Annotated in this window: 16 protein-coding genes; 13 read left to right on the forward strand and 3 right to left on the reverse strand. The window is 62.0% G+C overall.

The features are described 5' to 3' along the window. Positions 1 to 15: 15 nt before the first annotated feature. From AB8A38_RS14180 to AB8A38_RS14210, 7 genes are all read left to right on the forward strand, one after another. Positions 16 to 906, forward strand: a complete 891-nt coding sequence (locus AB8A38_RS14180) for a shikimate dehydrogenase (RefSeq protein WP_439088520.1) — start codon at positions 16 to 18, stop codon at positions 904 to 906. Positions 907 to 966: 60 nt separating this feature from the next. Then, positions 967 to 2,109 (forward strand): ABC transporter substrate-binding protein, encoded by a 1,143-nt coding sequence (locus AB8A38_RS14185; RefSeq protein ID WP_439086374.1) that lies wholly within the window; start codon positions 967 to 969, stop codon positions 2,107 to 2,109. A 183-nt stretch (positions 2,110 to 2,292) separates the two neighbouring features. Then, positions 2,293 to 3,168, forward strand: coding sequence for a branched-chain amino acid ABC transporter permease (locus tag AB8A38_RS14190; protein WP_068733471.1), 876 nt, complete (start codon positions 2,293 to 2,295; stop codon positions 3,166 to 3,168). After that, positions 3,165 to 4,160 (forward strand): branched-chain amino acid ABC transporter permease, encoded by a 996-nt coding sequence (locus AB8A38_RS14195; RefSeq protein WP_439086375.1) that lies wholly within the window; start codon positions 3,165 to 3,167, stop codon positions 4,158 to 4,160. The genes AB8A38_RS14190 and AB8A38_RS14195 overlap by 4 nt, the downstream gene beginning before the upstream one ends. Continuing rightward, positions 4,157 to 4,900, forward strand: coding sequence for an ABC transporter ATP-binding protein (locus tag AB8A38_RS14200; protein WP_089262045.1), 744 nt, complete (start codon positions 4,157 to 4,159; stop codon positions 4,898 to 4,900). Before AB8A38_RS14195 ends, AB8A38_RS14200 begins: the two co-directional genes overlap by 4 nt. Before the next feature lie 10 nt (positions 4,901 to 4,910). Beyond that, complete coding sequence (locus AB8A38_RS14205; protein ID WP_439086376.1) at positions 4,911 to 5,651, forward strand: ABC transporter ATP-binding protein; 741 nt, start codon at positions 4,911 to 4,913, stop codon at positions 5,649 to 5,651. Continuing rightward, positions 5,648 to 7,507, forward strand: a complete 1,860-nt coding sequence (locus AB8A38_RS14210; protein WP_439086377.1) for a bifunctional sugar phosphate isomerase/epimerase/4-hydroxyphenylpyruvate dioxygenase family protein — start codon at positions 5,648 to 5,650, stop codon at positions 7,505 to 7,507. Before AB8A38_RS14205 ends, AB8A38_RS14210 begins: the two co-directional genes overlap by 4 nt. A 15-nt stretch (positions 7,508 to 7,522) precedes the next feature. On the opposite strand, the gene AB8A38_RS14215 is transcribed toward AB8A38_RS14210, so the two are convergent. The 3 genes from AB8A38_RS14215 to mnmA are packed head-to-tail and all read right to left on the reverse strand — an operon-like array spanning position 7,523 to position 9,798. Beyond that, on the reverse strand, positions 7,523 to 7,894 hold the full coding sequence (locus tag AB8A38_RS14215) for a hypothetical protein (protein ID WP_439086378.1): 372 nt from the start codon (positions 7,892 to 7,894) through the stop codon (positions 7,523 to 7,525). A 51-nt stretch (positions 7,895 to 7,945) separates the two neighbouring features. Further along, positions 7,946 to 8,584 (reverse strand): class I SAM-dependent methyltransferase, encoded by a 639-nt coding sequence (locus tag AB8A38_RS14220; protein WP_439086379.1) that lies wholly within the window; start codon positions 8,582 to 8,584, stop codon positions 7,946 to 7,948. A 17-nt stretch (positions 8,585 to 8,601) separates the two neighbouring features. Then, positions 8,602 to 9,798 carry a tRNA 2-thiouridine(34) synthase MnmA gene (mnmA, locus tag AB8A38_RS14225; RefSeq protein ID WP_439088521.1) on the reverse strand — a complete coding sequence of 399 codons (1,197 nt, stop codon included), beginning with the start codon at positions 9,796 to 9,798 and terminating at the stop codon, positions 8,602 to 8,604. A 319-nt stretch (positions 9,799 to 10,117) separates the two neighbouring features. Here mnmA and AB8A38_RS14230 point away from each other — a divergent pair, with 319 nt between their 5' ends. From AB8A38_RS14230 to AB8A38_RS14255, 6 genes are all read left to right on the forward strand, one after another. After that, the gene (locus AB8A38_RS14230; RefSeq protein ID WP_315840712.1) at positions 10,118 to 11,632 is read left to right on the forward strand and encodes a flagellar hook-length control protein FliK; all 1,515 of its coding nucleotides are present in this window, start codon (positions 10,118 to 10,120) and stop codon (positions 11,630 to 11,632) included. A gap of 10 nt (positions 11,633 to 11,642) precedes the next feature. Next, positions 11,643 to 12,359, forward strand: coding sequence for a flagellar hook assembly protein FlgD (locus tag AB8A38_RS14235; RefSeq protein WP_315840711.1), 717 nt, complete (start codon positions 11,643 to 11,645; stop codon positions 12,357 to 12,359). Positions 12,360 to 12,505: 146 nt separating this feature from the next. Continuing rightward, positions 12,506 to 12,781 (forward strand): CtrA inhibitor SciP, encoded by a 276-nt coding sequence (sciP, locus tag AB8A38_RS14240; RefSeq protein WP_002714638.1) that lies wholly within the window; start codon positions 12,506 to 12,508, stop codon positions 12,779 to 12,781. A 171-nt stretch (positions 12,782 to 12,952) separates the two neighbouring features. Then, complete coding sequence (fliF, locus tag AB8A38_RS14245) at positions 12,953 to 14,566, forward strand: flagellar basal-body MS-ring/collar protein FliF (RefSeq protein WP_439086380.1); 1,614 nt, start codon at positions 12,953 to 12,955, stop codon at positions 14,564 to 14,566. Between the two features lie 5 nt (positions 14,567 to 14,571). After that, a complete protein-coding gene (gene fliG / locus AB8A38_RS14250; RefSeq protein WP_089262059.1) occupies positions 14,572 to 15,663 on the forward strand; it encodes a flagellar motor switch protein FliG in 1,092 nt (363 codons plus the stop codon). Continuing rightward, entirely contained in the window at positions 15,663 to 16,283 is a 621-nt protein-coding gene (locus tag AB8A38_RS14255; RefSeq protein WP_439086381.1) for a FliH/SctL family protein, read from the forward strand. The genes fliG and AB8A38_RS14255 overlap by 1 nt, the downstream gene beginning before the upstream one ends. Positions 16,284 to 16,298 lie beyond the last annotated feature (15 nt).

Consider the following 16,298-nt stretch of genomic DNA (forward strand, 5'->3'; position numbering starts at 1 on the left):
ATTGGCCATCCGTTCATGACCTCTGCGACGCCCCATACCCCGGCGACGGGCCAACGCTTCCTTACCGGCCTGCTTGGTGCGCCGATCGCGCATTCGGCGTCGCCGGCGATGCATGAGCGGGCCGCCGACGCCATGGGTGCACGCTGTTACTATCAGCTGATCGAAATCGCCGGTGCCGACCGCAGCGGATTGCGCGCCATCCTGGACAGCGTCCGTCGCCTCGGTTTTGCCGGCATAAACGTGACTTTCCCCTATAAGGAAGCCGTGGTCGATCTGCTCGATGATCTGTCCCCGGGGGCCAAAGCCATCGGCGCCGTCAACACCGTTGTGGTCCGCGACGGCAGACTGACTGGCCACAACACCGACACCACGGGCTTTGCAAGGGCCGCCAGGCAACTGGTCGCCAATTCCAACCATGGCCCGGTCGCGGTCATCGGCACCGGCGGCGTCGGCAAGGCCATCGCCTTTGCATTGGTTGATCTCGGCGTTTCGGAAATCCGGATTTTCGATACGGACACGGCCAAGGCCCGGCATCTCGTTTCCCTACTCCACAACCGGCAAAGCATCCGCGTGGCGGACAGCGTCGATGACGCGGTTCGCGGTGCAGTCGGCATCGTCAATGGCACCCCCATCGGCATGTTGCCCAACCGTGGCACGCCTGTGCCGGATGCGCTGCTGCATGCGGAAGCGTGGGTTGCGGATGCGGTGTATTCCCCGCTGTGGACGCCGTTGCTCAACGCGGCCAAGGCGAAGGGAGCTCCGGTAATGACCGGCCGCGATCTGGCGATCTACCAGGCCGCCGATGCCTTTGAGTTGTTTACAGGATTTGCGCCTTCACCGACTGAAATGGGAATTGCTTTCGACGCCGTCATGGTCAAAAGGTACCCGACACCAAATGCAGCCTGAATGAAGCGGCCGCTCATAAGGCCGCGTCCACAAACACAACAATAGCAACAGGAGGATTCCATGAAGCCAGTGTTTTTGGCGAGCGCCCTGCTCGCGACTGTATTGACCGGCGCTGCCATCGCGCAGTCCGGAGCCCCTATTAAACTCGCCAATGTCGCCGAGCTCTCGGGCGGCGGCGCCACCGTCGGCACCAACTGGAAGAACGGCATCGATCTCGCGATCGAGGAGATCAACTCCAAGGGCGGCGTGCTCGGCCGCAAGCTGGAAGTGACCCACGCAGACTCACAGTCGAACCCCGGTGTCGCCCGCGCCCAGGTTCAGAAGGCACTGGACGCCGAGCCTTATGTGCTGCTCGGGCCCGGCTATTCCGGCTCGGTGAAGGTCACCGCGCCGCTCGCCGCCGAAGCCGGCATCGCGCAGATCATGGGCGGCGAAGCCGCCGAACTGACCCAGGCCGGTAACAAGTTTCTGTTCCGCACCTCCTTCGGCCAGCAGTCGTCGATGCCGAAGGTCGCCAAATATATCAACGATGAACTGAAGGCGAAGTCCGTCGCCATCGTCTGGGTCAACAATGATTTCGGCAAAGGCGGGCGCGATTCCATCAGCAAGGAATTCGCCAAGTACAATATCAAGGTCGCGGCCGATCTCTCAACCGAAGCCGGCCAGGCCGATTTCGCGGCCGACGTCAGCAAGATCAAGGGAGCGGCGCCAGACGCGGTATTCGTCTATGTTAACGAAGAAGAGAGCGCGCGCATACTCAAGGAGCTGAAGCGCCAGGGCATCACCGTGCCGCTGGTCGGCGAAACCACGCTGGTCGGACAGAAGGTCGTCGAACTCGCCGGCGACGCAGCCAACGGTGCCCGCGGCCATGTCGGCCTCACCACCGACGCGCCGGTCGAACTGATCAAGGCGTTCCGCGACAAGTTCGTGAAGAAGTATAACTACGTCCCGGACCATAACGGCCTCAAGGGCTGGCTCGCGATCTACATGATCAAGGCCACCACCGAGAAAATGGGCAAGGTCGATTCCAAGGGCTTCGCCGACGCGCTGCACGGCTTCACCATCACCGCCGCCAAGGAGCCAGGCATCCTGATGGACGCGACCTTCGACGCCAATGGCGACATCGATAGACAGGGTTTCCTGGTCGAGATCGTCGAGGGCAAGCAGGTCGTCAAGCAGGTGCTGCCAAAGCTCGGCAACTGAGGCCTCGCGTACTTAACCTCTCCCCGCTTGCGGGGAGAGGTCGGAGCCGAGCGGAAGCGAGGCTTCGGGTGAGGGGGAGCGAGTGTTTCACTCGCAAGAGCCCCTCTCCCCAGCCCTCTCCCCGCAAGCGGGGCGAGGGAGCGCGCGGCCGGTGCTTTAGCTGCCGGCCATTTGGAGAACCACATGTCCAACCTTCTCGATCTCCTCATCGCAGGTCTTGCCACCGGGGCGATCTACGCGATCGTCGCCGTCGGATTCACGCTGCTGTGGCAGACCTCGCAGACCATCAATTTCGCGCAGGGCGAATTCGTCATGCTGCCGGCCTTCCTGATGCTGGCGGTGATGCATGCCGGTGCACCGTTCTGGCTGGCGATCCTGATCGGCATCGCGCTGTCGCTGCTGCTGCTGGGCCTCGGCTTCAAGATGCTGCTGGTCGATCCAATGCTGCGCCATGGCGTGCTGCCGCTGGCGATTGCGACCATGGCCCTGGCCATCGGTATCAAAGAGGCCGCCAAGCAATTCTGGAGCGCCGAAGCCTCGCCATTTCCATCGATCATCCCGGGCGGTGACATCACGATTTTCGGCCGCGTCGTCGCCCTGCAGAGCATCGGCGTGCTGGTGCTGGCGATTCTCGCAGTACTCGGCCTGACAACACTGCTGAACCGCACCTCCATCGGTCACCAGATGCAAGCTGCCGCGCAGAACCCGACGGTCGCACGCATCATTGGCGTGCCCGTTGAACGCATGATCCTGCTGACCTTCCTGATCAATGCGTTTCTGGTCGCGCTGGCCTCGCTTCTCATCACACCGATCTATCTCGCTAAATTCTCCAACGGCGAAGTGCTCGGCCAGGCAGCGTTCATCGCCGCCATTGTCGGCGGTTTCAATCAGGTCCGCGGCGCCATTGCCGGCGGCCTGCTGATCGGCGTCGTCGACAATCTGTCAGCCGCCTATGTCTCCACCCAGTATCGCGCCGCCGTGCCATTGGTTCTGTTGATCGCGATCATTCTGTTTCGGCCGCAGGGCATGCTCGGCCGCCCCGAGGAGCGCACCGTATGACCGCGGCCAAGTATCTCAAGATCGGCTTCGGCATCGTTGTCATTGCCGCGCTGATCATCGTTCCGATGAACTTCAACCGCTACGGCCTGTTCATCCTCAGCCAGTGGGCTGTGATGACCATCGCCGCCATGGGGCTCAATCTGACGCTGGGCTATGCCGGGCAGGTCTCGCTGGCGCAGGGCGCCTTTGTCGGCATCGGCGCCTATACCGCGGCGATCATGACCTCCAGCGGCATGCCGCTGATCGCGGCACTCGGCGTCGCCATCGTGCTGTGTTTCGTTATCGGCTGGATCCTCGGTTATCCCGCCCTGCGCGTGCAGCATCACTACCTGGCTTTTGTCACCCTCGCCTTTTCGACGCTGGCCTTCCTTGTCTTCCGCAACGAGGATTGGCTGACCAAGGGCATCTACGGCATCAGCAACATCCCTCGCCCGGAGATCTTTAGCTATCCGACGCGACGACCGTTGCCATTCTATTATGTCTGTCTGGGATCGCTCGGGCTCGTCTCACTGGCCGTCTGGTGGCTGATCCGTTCGCCCTGGGGCCGTGCTTTCATTGCGCTGCGCGAAAATCCCGTTCGTGCGCTTTCGCTCGGCATCGACACACGGCGCTATACGCTGATGGCCTTTGCGATCGGCTCCGCACTCGGCGGCGTCGCTGGCACGCTCTATGCGCCGCTGACCCAATATGTCGATCCCGTGCCATTCCACCTGTCGCTGTCCCTCGATCTCCTGATGATGGTGATCGTGGGCGGCTCCGGCTTCTTCTTCGGGCCCTTCCTCGGCGCAATGATCGCTGTGCTGCTGCCTGAATGGCTGCGCTTCACGCAGGGTTACTATCTCATGCTCTATGCCATCGCGGTGATCCTGCTACTGATCTACTCACCCACCGGCATTCTCGGCATTCTCGATCGTTACATCTCCGAACGCCGCACCAAGGCCGCTTCCGCGTTGCGCGCGGTCGCCAAAGCGAAACTGGAAACGGCGCCATGACCGCAGTCCTCGAAGTCAGCAATATCCGCAAGAGCTTTGGCGGCATCACCGCTGTCAACGGCGTCTCGTTCGATGTCCAGGAAGGCGAAATCCTCGGCCTGATCGGCCCGAATGGCTGCGGCAAGTCCACGCTGTTCAACTGCATCCTCGGCCAGCTCACACCGAGCGCCGGCGAAGTGAAGGTCGACGGCAAGGTGGTTACCGGGATGCGGCCGTCGGAGCTGAACGGCCTCGGTGTCAGCCGCACGTTTCAATTGCTGCAGGTATTCCCAAAGCTGTCGGTGCGCGAAAATCTGATCCTCGCCGGTCAGGAACACCAAGGTAACATGCTGTCACGCCTGCTCGGCCCATCCGATGCCGGCCTGACGGAGGCCGCCAATCAGATGATCGGCTTCTTCAAGCTCGACCATCTCGCCGATGAGCCCGCGGGCGGCCTCTCTTATGGCCAGCAGAAACTGCTCGACGCAGCGATGGCCTTCATGGGCGGACCGCGTCTCGTGCTGCTCGACGAGCCTGCCGGCGGCGTCAACCTAACAATGCTCGCGGATCTCAAGGACCGACTCGCGGCGATCAACCGGGAGAAACGCGCCACTTTCGTTGTCATCGAGCACAACATGGAATTCGTGATGTCGCTCTGCACGCGCGTAATGGTGATGGCCGAAGGCAAGGTTCTGGCGGTTGGGCGACCGGACGAAATCCGCGCCAATCCTGCCGTGATCGAAGCCTATCTGGGACATTGAGGATAGTGCCATGAGCGATGCAATCCTGGACGTTCAGAACCTTGTCGGCGGCTACGGCAAGATGACGATCTTGAATGGCACCACCTTCTCGGTGCCGGCTGGGTCCATCACCACCGTCATCGGGCCAAACGGCGCCGGCAAGTCCACGGTGTTCAAGGCGATCTTCGGTCTGCTGAAGCTGCGCGAAGGCAAAGTCGTATTCAAGGGCAAGGACGTCACCGGTCTCAGCCAGCGCGCACTGCTGACGGCAGGCATCTGCTACGTCCCGCAGGGCCGCAATATCTTTCCGGAACTGACGGTCCGTCACAATATCGAGCTTGGTGCCGTTGCCGCCGGCCGCGACATCACCGATCTGCCGGCCCGTATCGAGGCCGCTCTCGACAAATTCCCAGTGCTCCGCACCAAGGCCAAGCAACAGGCGTCAACCTTGTCCGGGGGCGAGCAGAAGCAGCTCGAAATCGCCCGCGGCCTCTTGCTCGATCCACAGCTGGTGCTGATCGACGAACCTTCCATCGGGCTGTCGCCGCTGATGGTGTTGCAGACGTTCAACATCCTGAAGGAACTGCGCGACCGCGGCGTCTCGATCCTGATGATCGAGCAGAACGCACGCTCGGCACTGGAGATTTCCGATTTCGGCATCGTGCTCGAACTCGGCCAGACCCGCTTGATGGACAAGGCCGACCGTGTGCTCAACGATCCGCGCATCGGACAGTTGTTCCTCGGCGGCGCCATGACGGAGACCGCGGCATGACCAAGCGTTCGATCGCCACCGTCTCGCTATCAGGCGCACTGGATGAGAAACTCCGCGCCATCGCTGCTGCCGGCTTCGACGAGGTCGAGATCTTCGAAGCGGATCTTCTGTCCTTCAATGGAAGCCCCAAGGACGTCGGCCAGATGTGCCGCGACCTCGGCCTGACCATCTGCGCTTTCCAGCCCTTCCGCGACTTCGAGGGCATGCCGGAGCCGCAGCGTAGCCGCAACTTCGCGCGCGCGGCGCGCAAGTTCGACCTGATGAAAGAATTGCAGACGGATCTGATGCTGATCTGCAGCAACATCTCGCCGGCCTCGCTTGGCGGTATCGACCGAGCCGCAGCGGATTTTCGCGAGCTTGGGGACCTCGCCGCGCAGCATGGCATGCGTGTCGGCTTCGAGGCACTCGCATGGGGCGCTCATGTCAACGACTATCGCGATGCCTGGGAGATCGTGCGCCGCGCCAATCACCCGTCGATCGGCGTGATCCTCGATAGCTTCCATGCGCTGGCCCCGGCATTTCCCGTCAGCGCCATCGCATCCATACCGGCGGACAAGATCTTTCTGGTGCAGCTCGCCGACGCGCCGAAGCTGGGCCTCGATGTCCTGTCCTGGAGCCGGCATTTCCGCTGCTTCCCCGGCCAGGGCGACCTGCCTGTGGCCAAGTTCATGGAAGCCGTGCAAGCCACCGGCTATAGCGGCGCGTGGTCGCTTGAGATTTTCAACGACCAGTTCCGCGCAGGCTCCGCCGTTCGAACGGCCACTGACGGGTTGCGTTCACTGATCCTGTTGCAGGATCAACTGGCAAAGACACCGGCCGACGCCCTGCAGCCAAAGACATCGACCCGCGGCGTCGGCTTCATCGAATTCGCCGTCAACGAGACCAAGGCGACTGACCTCGCAACGCTGCTCAGCCAACTTGGCTTTCACAAGACTGGCGCCCATCGCAGCAAGGACGTCGAGCGCTGGTCGCAGGGCGCCATCGAACTCGTGATCAATTCTGAGCCGGACGGTTTCGCGCATTCGCATTACGTGACGCATGGCCCCGGCGTGTGCGCCATCGCACTTGACGTCGGCAATACCAAGCAGGCCATGGCGCGCGCGGAAGCGTTGCAGGCGCGGACGTTCTATCAGCCAGTCGGACCGGGCGAGCTGGAAATCCCGGCGATCCACGGCGTCGGCGGCAGTCTTCTCTATTTCCTGGAAGCGGCCGGCAAGAACTGGGACGTAGATTTCGAGCCGCTCAAGAGCGATGCCGATACAGATCATCTTTCCGTCGTCGATCACATCTCGCAATCGATGCCCTATGACGAGATGCTGTCATGGCTTCTGTTTTACACCGGCATTCTCGACCTGCAGCGCCTGCCGCAGATGGAAATTCCGGACCCGGTCGGCCTCGTGCAAAGCCAGGCGCTGATATCAGCCAATCAGTCGCTGCGCATCATCTTGAACGGATCATCCGCAACGCGCACGCTGTCGAACCGCTTCATCTCGGAGTTCTTCGGTTCCGGCGTGCAACATATCGCGTTCTTGTGCGACAATATCTTTGCTGCTGTGGCCGATATGCGCAAACGCGGCGCCAAATTCCTGCGCATTCCCGACAATTATTACGATGACGTGGAAGCCAAATATGGGCTCGATGCCGAGCTGATGGCTGCGCTGCGCGACAACCAGATCCTGTATGATCGCGAAGGCGACGGCGAATTCTTCCAGATCTACACGCCGAGCTTCGATGAGCGTTTCTTCTTCGAGATTGTCGAGCGTCGCAACTATCAGGGATTTGGTGCGGCCAATGCAGGCATCCGGCTCGCCGCGCAAACGCGTGACGCGCGGCCTGTGTCCGTGCCGCGCGCCTGACGAACTCGTTAAGACTTACTTCGGCCGAACGCTTTGATGACCACCGGGACTGCCTGGGGGAGGAATCACCGGCGTATTGCTGTTATCGGAGCTCGGCGCCGGCGCCCGCATCGCGGAATCGACATTGCTCGGCGGACACAAAACGCCATCCGATTTCGCGAGCGTGTCGCCCAACGGCTCAGACCTCTGCCCGGTCGTCGTACCGCTGGGAGTAATCGTCCCCTGCGGGGTCGTTTGTGTCGGCGTGCAATTGGTATTTGCACGCTCTGCAGCTGGTGGTGCGGTCTGAGCGGGTGGCGTAGCAGGCGTTGGCGGCGCCTGCGCGAGGGCAGCGCTGGAACCGGCGATGACAAGACCTGCGATGACAAGCGACTGTTTGATCTGCATCTGGAGCAAACCGCGGGCGCGAATAGAGGTTCCGGCCTCGCGCTGCAACAGTCAGGATTTAATGTAGCGGATCAGCGAAAAATGCCCCATCGGCGGCATCGGCCGGCGCTCGGCCAGCCTGATCCCGCCATGCACCGCCGCCCAATCCACTAGCCGCTTCCACGGGAATTCCGGTCGCCAGCCAAGGCGACGCGCCAAGGGTGCAAAGGCCAGTTCGAAAATCTTGCGCGGACCGCTTTCAGCGCCGATGTGGTTGACCAGAATGAGCTCGCCACCTGGCTTCAGCACACGGACGAAATCATCCAGCGTCGCTTCCGGATCGGGCACGGCAGTGATGACATATTGCGCTACCACGGCATCGAAATGATTGTCGGGAAATGCGAGGTTCTTCGCATCCATGACCGCCAGCGTTTCGACATTGGTGAGATTGTGGGTGCGGACGCGCTCATGCGCCTTGCGCAACATCGGCTCGGAAATATCGACGCCGCAAATCTTCGTGGTGCGAGCGTAATCGACCAGCGACAGACCGGTGCCGACGCCGACATCGAGGATGCGGCCGCCGATGCGATCGGCCTCGATGATTGTCGATTGCCGACCGCTATCGAACACCTTGCCAAAAACGAGATCGTAAATCGGCGCCCAGCGCCCGTAAGCCTTCGCGACCCCTGCGCGGTCGATATCGCCAGCCATGCCCCTACCCTGAACTCTTACGCACGCATCGCTGCGACGGCGGGGACATTAGCATCGCGGGGGGAGGTGCTGACAGGGCTTTTCGCCGCAGCGCTCTTGATGAAGCCGCCGCCGAGCACGCGGGCCTGACCGTCCGGCGCGTCGTAGAACACACAGGCCTGGCCGGGCGACACGCCCTCTTCGCCGCCGACCAGTTCGATCTCGTAGCTGCCATTCACAGCACGCAGCCAGGCCGGCTGCGGTCCACGGGTCGAGCGCACCTTGACGAACAGTTCAAGACCACTGCCCACGGCGCTTTCCAGCCTCCCGCCGCCGATCCAGTTGACGTCGCGCAGCACAATGCGGTGCATCCGCAAGGCCTCGCGCGGGCCGACCACCACGCGCCGGGTGATGGCGTCGAGCTTGATCACATAGAGCGGCGCGCTCGCTGCAATACCGAGGCCGCGGCGCTGGCCGATGGTGAAATGGATAATGCCGTCGTGGCGGCCGATGACATGGCCATCCATATCAACGATCTCGCCCGGCTCGAGCGCATTCGGCTTCAGACGCTCGATCACGTCGGTGTAGCGGCCGGACGGCACGAAGCAGATGTCCTGGCTGTCCTGCTTGTCGGCGACCGACAGATCGAACTGCCGGGCCAGTTCGCGGGTTTGCGGCTTGCTCATGTCGCCGAGCGGAAAGCGGAGATAATCGAGCTGTTCCTGCGTGGTGGCGAACAGGAAATAGCTCTGGTCGCGATCGGCATCGGCAGCGCAGACCATGGCACGCGAGCCGTCAGCAAGGCGGCGTGAGGCCACGTAATGCCCGGTCGCCAATGCCTGCGCGCCGAGATCGCGCGCGGTCGCCAGCAGATCGCGGAACTTGACCGAACGATTGCATTCGATGCACGGCACCGGCGTTTCGCCGGAGGCATAGCTCGCGGCGAAATTGTCGATGACGGACTCGCGGAACCGGCTTTCGTAATCCAGCACGTAATGCGGGATCCCGATCCGCTCGGCCACGTCACGGGCATCATGGATGTCACGGCCGGCGCAGCAGGCGCCCTTGCGGTGGGTGGCGGCGCCGTGATCGTAGAGTTGTAGCGTAATACCGACGACGTCGTAGCCCTGCGACTTCAACAGCGCAGCCGTCGCCGAGGAGTCGACGCCGCCGGACATGGCGACCACGACCCTGGTGTCCTGCGGACGGCCTTCGAGATCGAGACTGTTGAGCATGGTTTCGGTCACTGATGCGACCGCGCTGGCTACAAACCGTCGCGATCAGGAAAACGGAGCCAAATCCCGGAACTTAAGGTCGGTCCGACAATGGTTGGGATATGGCACTTTAATATAGGCCGCCTTGCGCTCAATCAATCACGGCGCCTCGCCAGAAACGGCAATTCTTGCCGCCGGGCAGAAAAGATAATGCCGCGACGGCCCCCAAGCAGGCTCCCTCCAAATCGCAACATACTGATTTATATGAATATTTTTCTTGAACGAGACGTGGCCCGGTCCTTGCTGAAAGGAGGATAGAACTCTTCTGGAAAGGCCACCCGTGGTTAGCGTTACGCAGGATATCGCCTCAACCGTCTCGTTTCAGGGCACGCGTTCGACCTCGTCGCGCGACGATCAGCGGTCGGATGCCGACAGCTTCGGCTCGCTGGTCGACAACACTGCCGTAGTGGCCGATCGCGCCGCAGCCGCCCAGCCTGATCTGCCAGCACCGGCACGGCGCGACGACACGCGCTCCTCGAGCAATGACCGAACACGGCAGTCCGATGATCGCGCCGACAACGCGGCCGCGAATCCGCGCGACCGCGACACCCAGGCAGCCGATGCCGCGCAGGACTCCCGCAAGGCGACGAAGAGCGACCCGAGCGACACGAAGGCCGATTCCAAGGCCGACGCGAAAACGGGCGACAAGACCGACACCAAGGACGCCTCGTCCAAGGATACCGACAAGAGCGCAACGACCGACACCGACGCAACGGCCTCAACCGAGAAGCCCGTCGCGATCTCCGCCGTCGCCGTCGCAATTCCGGTGCCTGCGGCCACGACAGATGTTGCAGTAGCTCCGACAGCGCCCGAAACCACCGGCGTTGCACAGCCTCTCGCCATCGCTGCAGCCGTTTTGAAAGCCCAGACGGCAGTGACCGAAGCTGCGACGGCTGACGCCGAAGCGGCACCTGCAACGACGCCCCCGGAAGCCGAAGCGAATTTCGCGGCACTTATCGCATCCGCGACGCCCGCGGGCGGCAAAGCCGGCGCAAAGAAGACCGGCGCAGCCGATGCCACAACGGCATCAACGGCCGAGGCTAAATCAGAAGACAAGACCAAGACCACCGAGACGACGTCCGCGCAGCCAGCCGACGCGGCCGCAGCGTCGACCGTCGGCAAGGATACCAAGCCGGGCGACAAACCCGTAGATGGCTTGGCAACTGACGCGACCGCCGTTGCACCGGAAGCTGCAAAGCCTGCGGCTGGCGCTGGCCATGAGCGTCGCACCGAACACGTCGCTCAGGCTGCAGTAACGGATGTGACCGCGCCGACCACCAATAGCTTGCAGCAGCAGCCATTGCAGACCGCACCGACACCAATTGCAGCTGCGACCCCGCAATTGACCGCCACGGTCGCCACCAACGCGCCGGTGCCTTTGAATGGCGTCGCCGTCGAGATCGCGCAGAACGCCAAATCGGGCAAGAGCAGCTTCGACATCCGGCTCGACCCTGCCGAACTTGGCCGTATCGATGTCCGGCTCGAAGTCGACAAGCATGGCAATGTCACCTCGCACCTCACCGTCGAGAAGCCGGAAACCCTGACCATGCTGCGCCAGGATGCACCGCAACTGCAGCGCGCGCTCGAACAGGCCGGCCTCAAGACCAACGACAGCGGATTACAATTCAGCCTGCGCGATCAATCGCAAGGCCAGCAACAGAACAGTGGCGAGAATTCGGGCCGCAACGCCCAGCGCCTGGTGATCCACGAAGACGAGTCCGTGCCTGCGATCGCTGCGGGCCGCAGTTATGGCCGCATGCTGGGATCCAGCAGCGGCGTCGACATCAGTATTTGAGGAGCGAACCATGGCAGTTGACGCAACGACTCCACCCCCAGTCGTATCCGGTACCACACCGGTATCGAACTCGAGCAGCAGCTCCGGCTCGACGACCACCGGCATTGCCGATAATTTCCAGACGTTCCTGACGCTGCTGACGACGCAGCTGCAGAACCAGAACCCGCTCGATCCGCTCGATACCAACCAGTTCACGCAGCAGCTCGTGCAGTTCGCGGGCGTCGAACAGCAGCTCAAGTCGAACGATCAGTTGAAAGCCCTGGTCGATCTTGGCAAAGCTACGGAAGCGACGCAGGCGCTCATCTATGTCGGCAACAACGTCGCTGTCGATGGCAGCACGGCGCAATTCAAGACGTCGGCGACATGGAATCTGCTCGCCGACAAGGACTCTACAGCCACCGTCAACATTACGAATTCAGCTGGTAACGTTGTCTACACCGGCAAGTATACGTTGCAGTCGGGCAACGGCACTTTCGTATGGGACGGCAAAGGCAATGACGGCGTTCAGTATCCCGAAGGGGCCTATACGCTGACTGCAACGGGCAAGGACGACAACGGCCGTGATGTTGCTATCTCCACGGAAGTCCAGGGCGTTGTCGATTCCGTCGATCTGTCAGCGAGCCCCGCTCTGCTCTCGATCAACGGCAGCAACTATACCGTCGATAAAATCAAGCGCGTGGTGCGTCCGACGACAACGCCGACGACTCCAACCACACCGACAACCTGACGCTGCGCCGCATCATCTCCTCGGGACGATTATTTCGAACCAAATCCAGTTCTATTCGCATTGGAGTTGTAGGCTTAGGCAAATTTTAAGTCGCTGGGCGTAGATTGTTGAAGTGAGTTCAGTGGTTGAGAGTTTGTGAGTACGCCATGACAGAACCCCATCGCCCGAGGGTCAAATACGTCATCGGGCCTGACGGCAGTCCGTTAACAATTGCGGATCTGCCCGCGCCCGGAACTAAACGGTGGGTCATCCGCCGCAAAGCCGAAGTTGTGGCCGCCGTCCGCGGTGGCCTTCTGTCCCTGGAGGAAGCCTGCAGCCGTTATACGCTGACAGTCGACGAATTCCTCTCCTGGCAGTTCTCGATCGACCAGCACGGTCTGGCAGGACTGCGGACCACCCGCATCCAGCAGTATCGTCAGTAAACGAATCGTTAATATCTCCAATTCGATGAAAACCGGCTCCCTCATGGGAAGCCGGTTTTCGTCATTTGGCCATATTTTTGCCACCCGTTAACCGCCGTTAACCATATCGAAACCATACCCCGGCAAAATTTGCCCAGTCGGTCTTTGAGGCCGAATCTCAGGGGCTGGTTCGTGCAGAGTCTTCTAAGTTTCCTTAAGGGTCTCGGCGCGGCGCGCCTGATGGCGATGGTTGCGGTGACCGCCGCACTCATCGGCTTCTTTGCTTTCGTCATCATGCGGGTCACCACGCCGCAGATGACCACCCTGTTCACGGACCTGAGCGTCGAGGACTCCTCGGCGATCATCAAGGACCTGGAACGCCAGGCCATCCCCTATGAGCTGAAGAACGACGGTGCCGCCATCATGGTGCCGAAGGACAAGGTGACTCGCCTGCGCATGAAGCTGGCGGAAGGCGGCCTGCCCAAGGGTGGCGGCGTCGGCTACGAGATCTTCGACAAGTCGGACGCTCTCGGAACAACAAGCTTTGTCCAAAATATCAATCACTTACGCGCCCTCGAAGGCGAATTGGCGCGAACGATCCGGGCGATCGACCGGGTACAGTTCGCCCGCGTTCACCTCGTCCTGCCGGAACGCCCCCTGTTCTCCCGCGAAGCTCCCGAGCCTTCGGCCTCGATCGTCGTCCGCGTCCGCGGCGCCCTCGACCCGCAGCAGGTCCGGGCGATCCGCCATGTCGTCGCCTCGGCCGTCAACGGCCTGAAGCCGGCCCGGGTTTCGATCGTCGACGAAGCGGGACAACTGCTCGCCGACGGTGCCGCCGACGCGACCATGGAAGGCGCCACCGGCGACGAACGCCGCGCCGGCTTCGAAAAGCGGATGCGGAGCCAGGTCGAAGCGATCGTTTCCTCGGTGGTGGGCGCAGGCCGGGCCCGGGTCCAGCTCACAGCCGACTTCGACTACAACAAGGTCACGCAGACCTCCGACAAATTCGACCCGGAAGGCCGGGTCTTGCGCTCCAGCCAGAGCCGCGAAGAATCCTCCGCCGTCGGCGAGCGGGATGGCCAAGTCACCGTCAACAACGAACTGCCGGGAAATCAGGCGGCCGGCAACACGGGGACGGCGAAGGATCAAAGCAAGAAGTCGGAAGAAACCAACAATTACGAAATCTCCCGCGTCACCAAGACCGAAGTTACCGAAGCAGGCCGTGTCAATCGCATCTCGGTCGCGGTACTGGTCGACGGCAGCTACAGCAAGAACGAGAAGGGCGAGCAGGTCTACGCCCAACGCCCCAAGGAAGAACTCGATCGCATCGCAGCGCTGGTCCGTTCGGCCATTGGCTTCGACCAGAAGCGCGGCGATCAGGTCGAGGTCGTCAACCTGAAATTCGCCGAGGGCCCAACTGTCGTTCCGACGCCGGAGCCGACCGGTTTGCTCGGCATGATGCAATTCACCAAGGATGACGTGATGCACGTCATCGAACTCGCGGTCATGATGCTGCTCGGTCTGGTCGTGATGTTCATGGTCATCCGCCCGCTGGTCCGCCGCGTCCTCGCCTCTGAGCCCGTGCCGGCGCTCCCTGCAGCCAACGCTCTCGCTCTTCCCGACGGTGTCGCTCTCAGCGCTGACGGACAGACCGTCATTCCCGCCAGCGGCCCCAACATGATCGACGTCGCCACCATCCAGGGTCAGGTCCACGCGCAATCCGTGCATCGCGTGGGCGAACTGGCCGATCGTAACCCCAACGAAACCGCAGCCATTGTTCGCGCATGGCTGCAGGAACCGGCGTGATCTGAATGGCATCCGTTCCGCAAACCACCGGCGACAACAGCAGCGACATCGCCAGCGTCGTAGCATCGCTCGCACAGCGCCAGGGTGGCCGTGCGCCGGCGAAGCCGCTGAGCGGCCCGAAGCGCGCAGCCATCCTGATGCTGGCGCTGGGTGAACAATATGGCGGCAAGGTCTGGGCGCAGCTTGACGACGACGAGGTGCGCGAGCTTTCACTCCACATGTCATCGCTCGGCACCATCGAGCCGGAGACGGTCGAAGATCTGCTGCTCGAATTCGTGTCACGGATGTCCGCCTCCGGCGCCCTGATGGGCACTTTCGATGCCACTGAGCGTCTGCTGACCCAGTATCTGCCGTCCGAGCGCGTCAGCGGTATCATGGAAGAAATCCGCGGCCCTGCAGGCCGCAACATGTGGGAAAAACTCTCGAACGTGCAGGAAGAGGTTCTCGCGAACTACCTGAAGAACGAATATCCGCAGACCGTCGCTGTGGTGCTGTCGAAGCTGAAGCCGGAGCATGCAGCGCGCGTCCTCGGCATCCTGCCCGAGGATCTCGCGCTCGACGTCATCAATCGCATGCTCAAGATGGAAGCGGTGCAGAAGGAAGTCATCGAGCGCGTCGAACAGACGCTGCGCGTCGAATTCATGTCGAACCTCTCGCAGACCCGTCGTCGCGACGCGCACGAAGTCATGGCGGAAATCTTCAATAACTTCGACCGCCAGACCGAAACGCGATTCATCACCTCGCTGGAAGAAGACAATCGCGAGGCGGCCGAGCGCATCAAGGCGCTGATGTTTACCTTCGACGACCTCATCAAGCTCGATGCCGGCTCGGCACAGACCCTGATGCGCAGCATCGACAAGGACAAGCTGGGTATCGCACTGAAGAGCGCCAACGAGGAAGTGCGCGCCTTCTTCATGGGCAACATGTCGTCCCGCGCCGCCAAGATGCTGACCGACGATATGGCCGCGCTCGGCCCGGTCCGTCTGCGCGATGTCGACGAGGCACAGGCACTGCTGGTGAATTTGGCCAAGGATCTCGCCGCCAAGGGCGAAATCGTGCTGACCAAGAACCGCGCCGACGACGAGCTGGTGTATTGATGGCCGCCCCCGCAAAATTTCTGTTCGATATGGACTTCGCAGCGCCCGACAAGACGCGTGCGCCCGCGATCACGCCCGCCGAGATCGCGGAGAAGGTCGCCAACGCCGAAGCCCAGGCCTATCGCGCCGGCTTCGATGCGGCCCAGCGCGAAGCCAAGGCCGAAAGCGACCGTCGCGCCGCATTGGCGCTGGAACAGATCGGCGTTGCGATCTCCTCGATCTCGTCGCGCTTCGGGGCCATCGAAGAAAAGATGGAAACCGAAGCGGTCGATGTCGCGGTGTCGGTGGCACGCAAACTCTGCAATGAATTGATCGCCGTCGAGCCGCTCACGGAAGTCATGGCCCTGGTCCACGACTGTTTCAAGAACCTGGTGTCGACGCCGCATCTCGTGGTGCGCATCAACGACCAGCTCTATGACGAAGCACGCGAGCGCATCGAAAAACAAGCCAAGCAGAGCGGCTTCGCCGGTCGCCTCGTCATTCTTGCCGAGCCGGACATCGAGAGCGGCGACTGCAAAATCGAATGGGCGGATGGCGGCGTCGTGCTGGAACGCGCGGCCATCGACAGCAAGATCAACGAACTCGTCGGACGCTATATGGCGTCGCGCAATCAGGCCTGACAGGGCTGTGAGGAC

The organism is Tardiphaga sp. 839_C3_N1_4, assembly GCF_051811045.1.
Lineage (GTDB): Bacteria > Pseudomonadota > Alphaproteobacteria > Rhizobiales > Xanthobacteraceae > Tardiphaga.

Coding starts and splice junctions, on each gene's coding strand:
- AB8A38_RS14195 (WP_439086375.1), top strand. CDS start 3,165: ATGACCGCGGCCAAGTATCTCAAGATCGGCTTCGGCATCGTTGTCATT.
- AB8A38_RS14210 (WP_439086377.1), top strand. CDS start 5,648: ATGACCAAGCGTTCGATCGCCACCGTCTCGCTATCAGGCGCACTGGAT.
- AB8A38_RS14180 (WP_439088520.1), top strand. CDS start 16: ATGACCTCTGCGACGCCCCATACCCCGGCGACGGGCCAACGCTTCCTT.
- AB8A38_RS14235 (WP_315840711.1), top strand. CDS start 11,643: ATGGCAGTTGACGCAACGACTCCACCCCCAGTCGTATCCGGTACCACA.
- AB8A38_RS14205 (WP_439086376.1), top strand. CDS start 4,911: ATGAGCGATGCAATCCTGGACGTTCAGAACCTTGTCGGCGGCTACGGC.
- AB8A38_RS14185 (WP_439086374.1), top strand. CDS start 967: ATGAAGCCAGTGTTTTTGGCGAGCGCCCTGCTCGCGACTGTATTGACC.
- fliG (WP_089262059.1), top strand. CDS start 14,572: ATGGCATCCGTTCCGCAAACCACCGGCGACAACAGCAGCGACATCGCC.
- mnmA (WP_439088521.1), bottom strand. CDS start 9,798: ATGCTCAACAGTCTCGATCTCGAAGGCCGTCCGCAGGACACCAGGGTC.
- sciP (WP_002714638.1), top strand. CDS start 12,506: ATGACAGAACCCCATCGCCCGAGGGTCAAATACGTCATCGGGCCTGAC.
- AB8A38_RS14200 (WP_089262045.1), top strand. CDS start 4,157: ATGACCGCAGTCCTCGAAGTCAGCAATATCCGCAAGAGCTTTGGCGGC.
- AB8A38_RS14190 (WP_068733471.1), top strand. CDS start 2,293: ATGTCCAACCTTCTCGATCTCCTCATCGCAGGTCTTGCCACCGGGGCG.
- AB8A38_RS14255 (WP_439086381.1), top strand. CDS start 15,663: ATGGCCGCCCCCGCAAAATTTCTGTTCGATATGGACTTCGCAGCGCCC.
- AB8A38_RS14220 (WP_439086379.1), bottom strand. CDS start 8,584: ATGGCTGGCGATATCGACCGCGCAGGGGTCGCGAAGGCTTACGGGCGC.
- AB8A38_RS14215 (WP_439086378.1), bottom strand. CDS start 7,894: ATGCAGATCAAACAGTCGCTTGTCATCGCAGGTCTTGTCATCGCCGGT.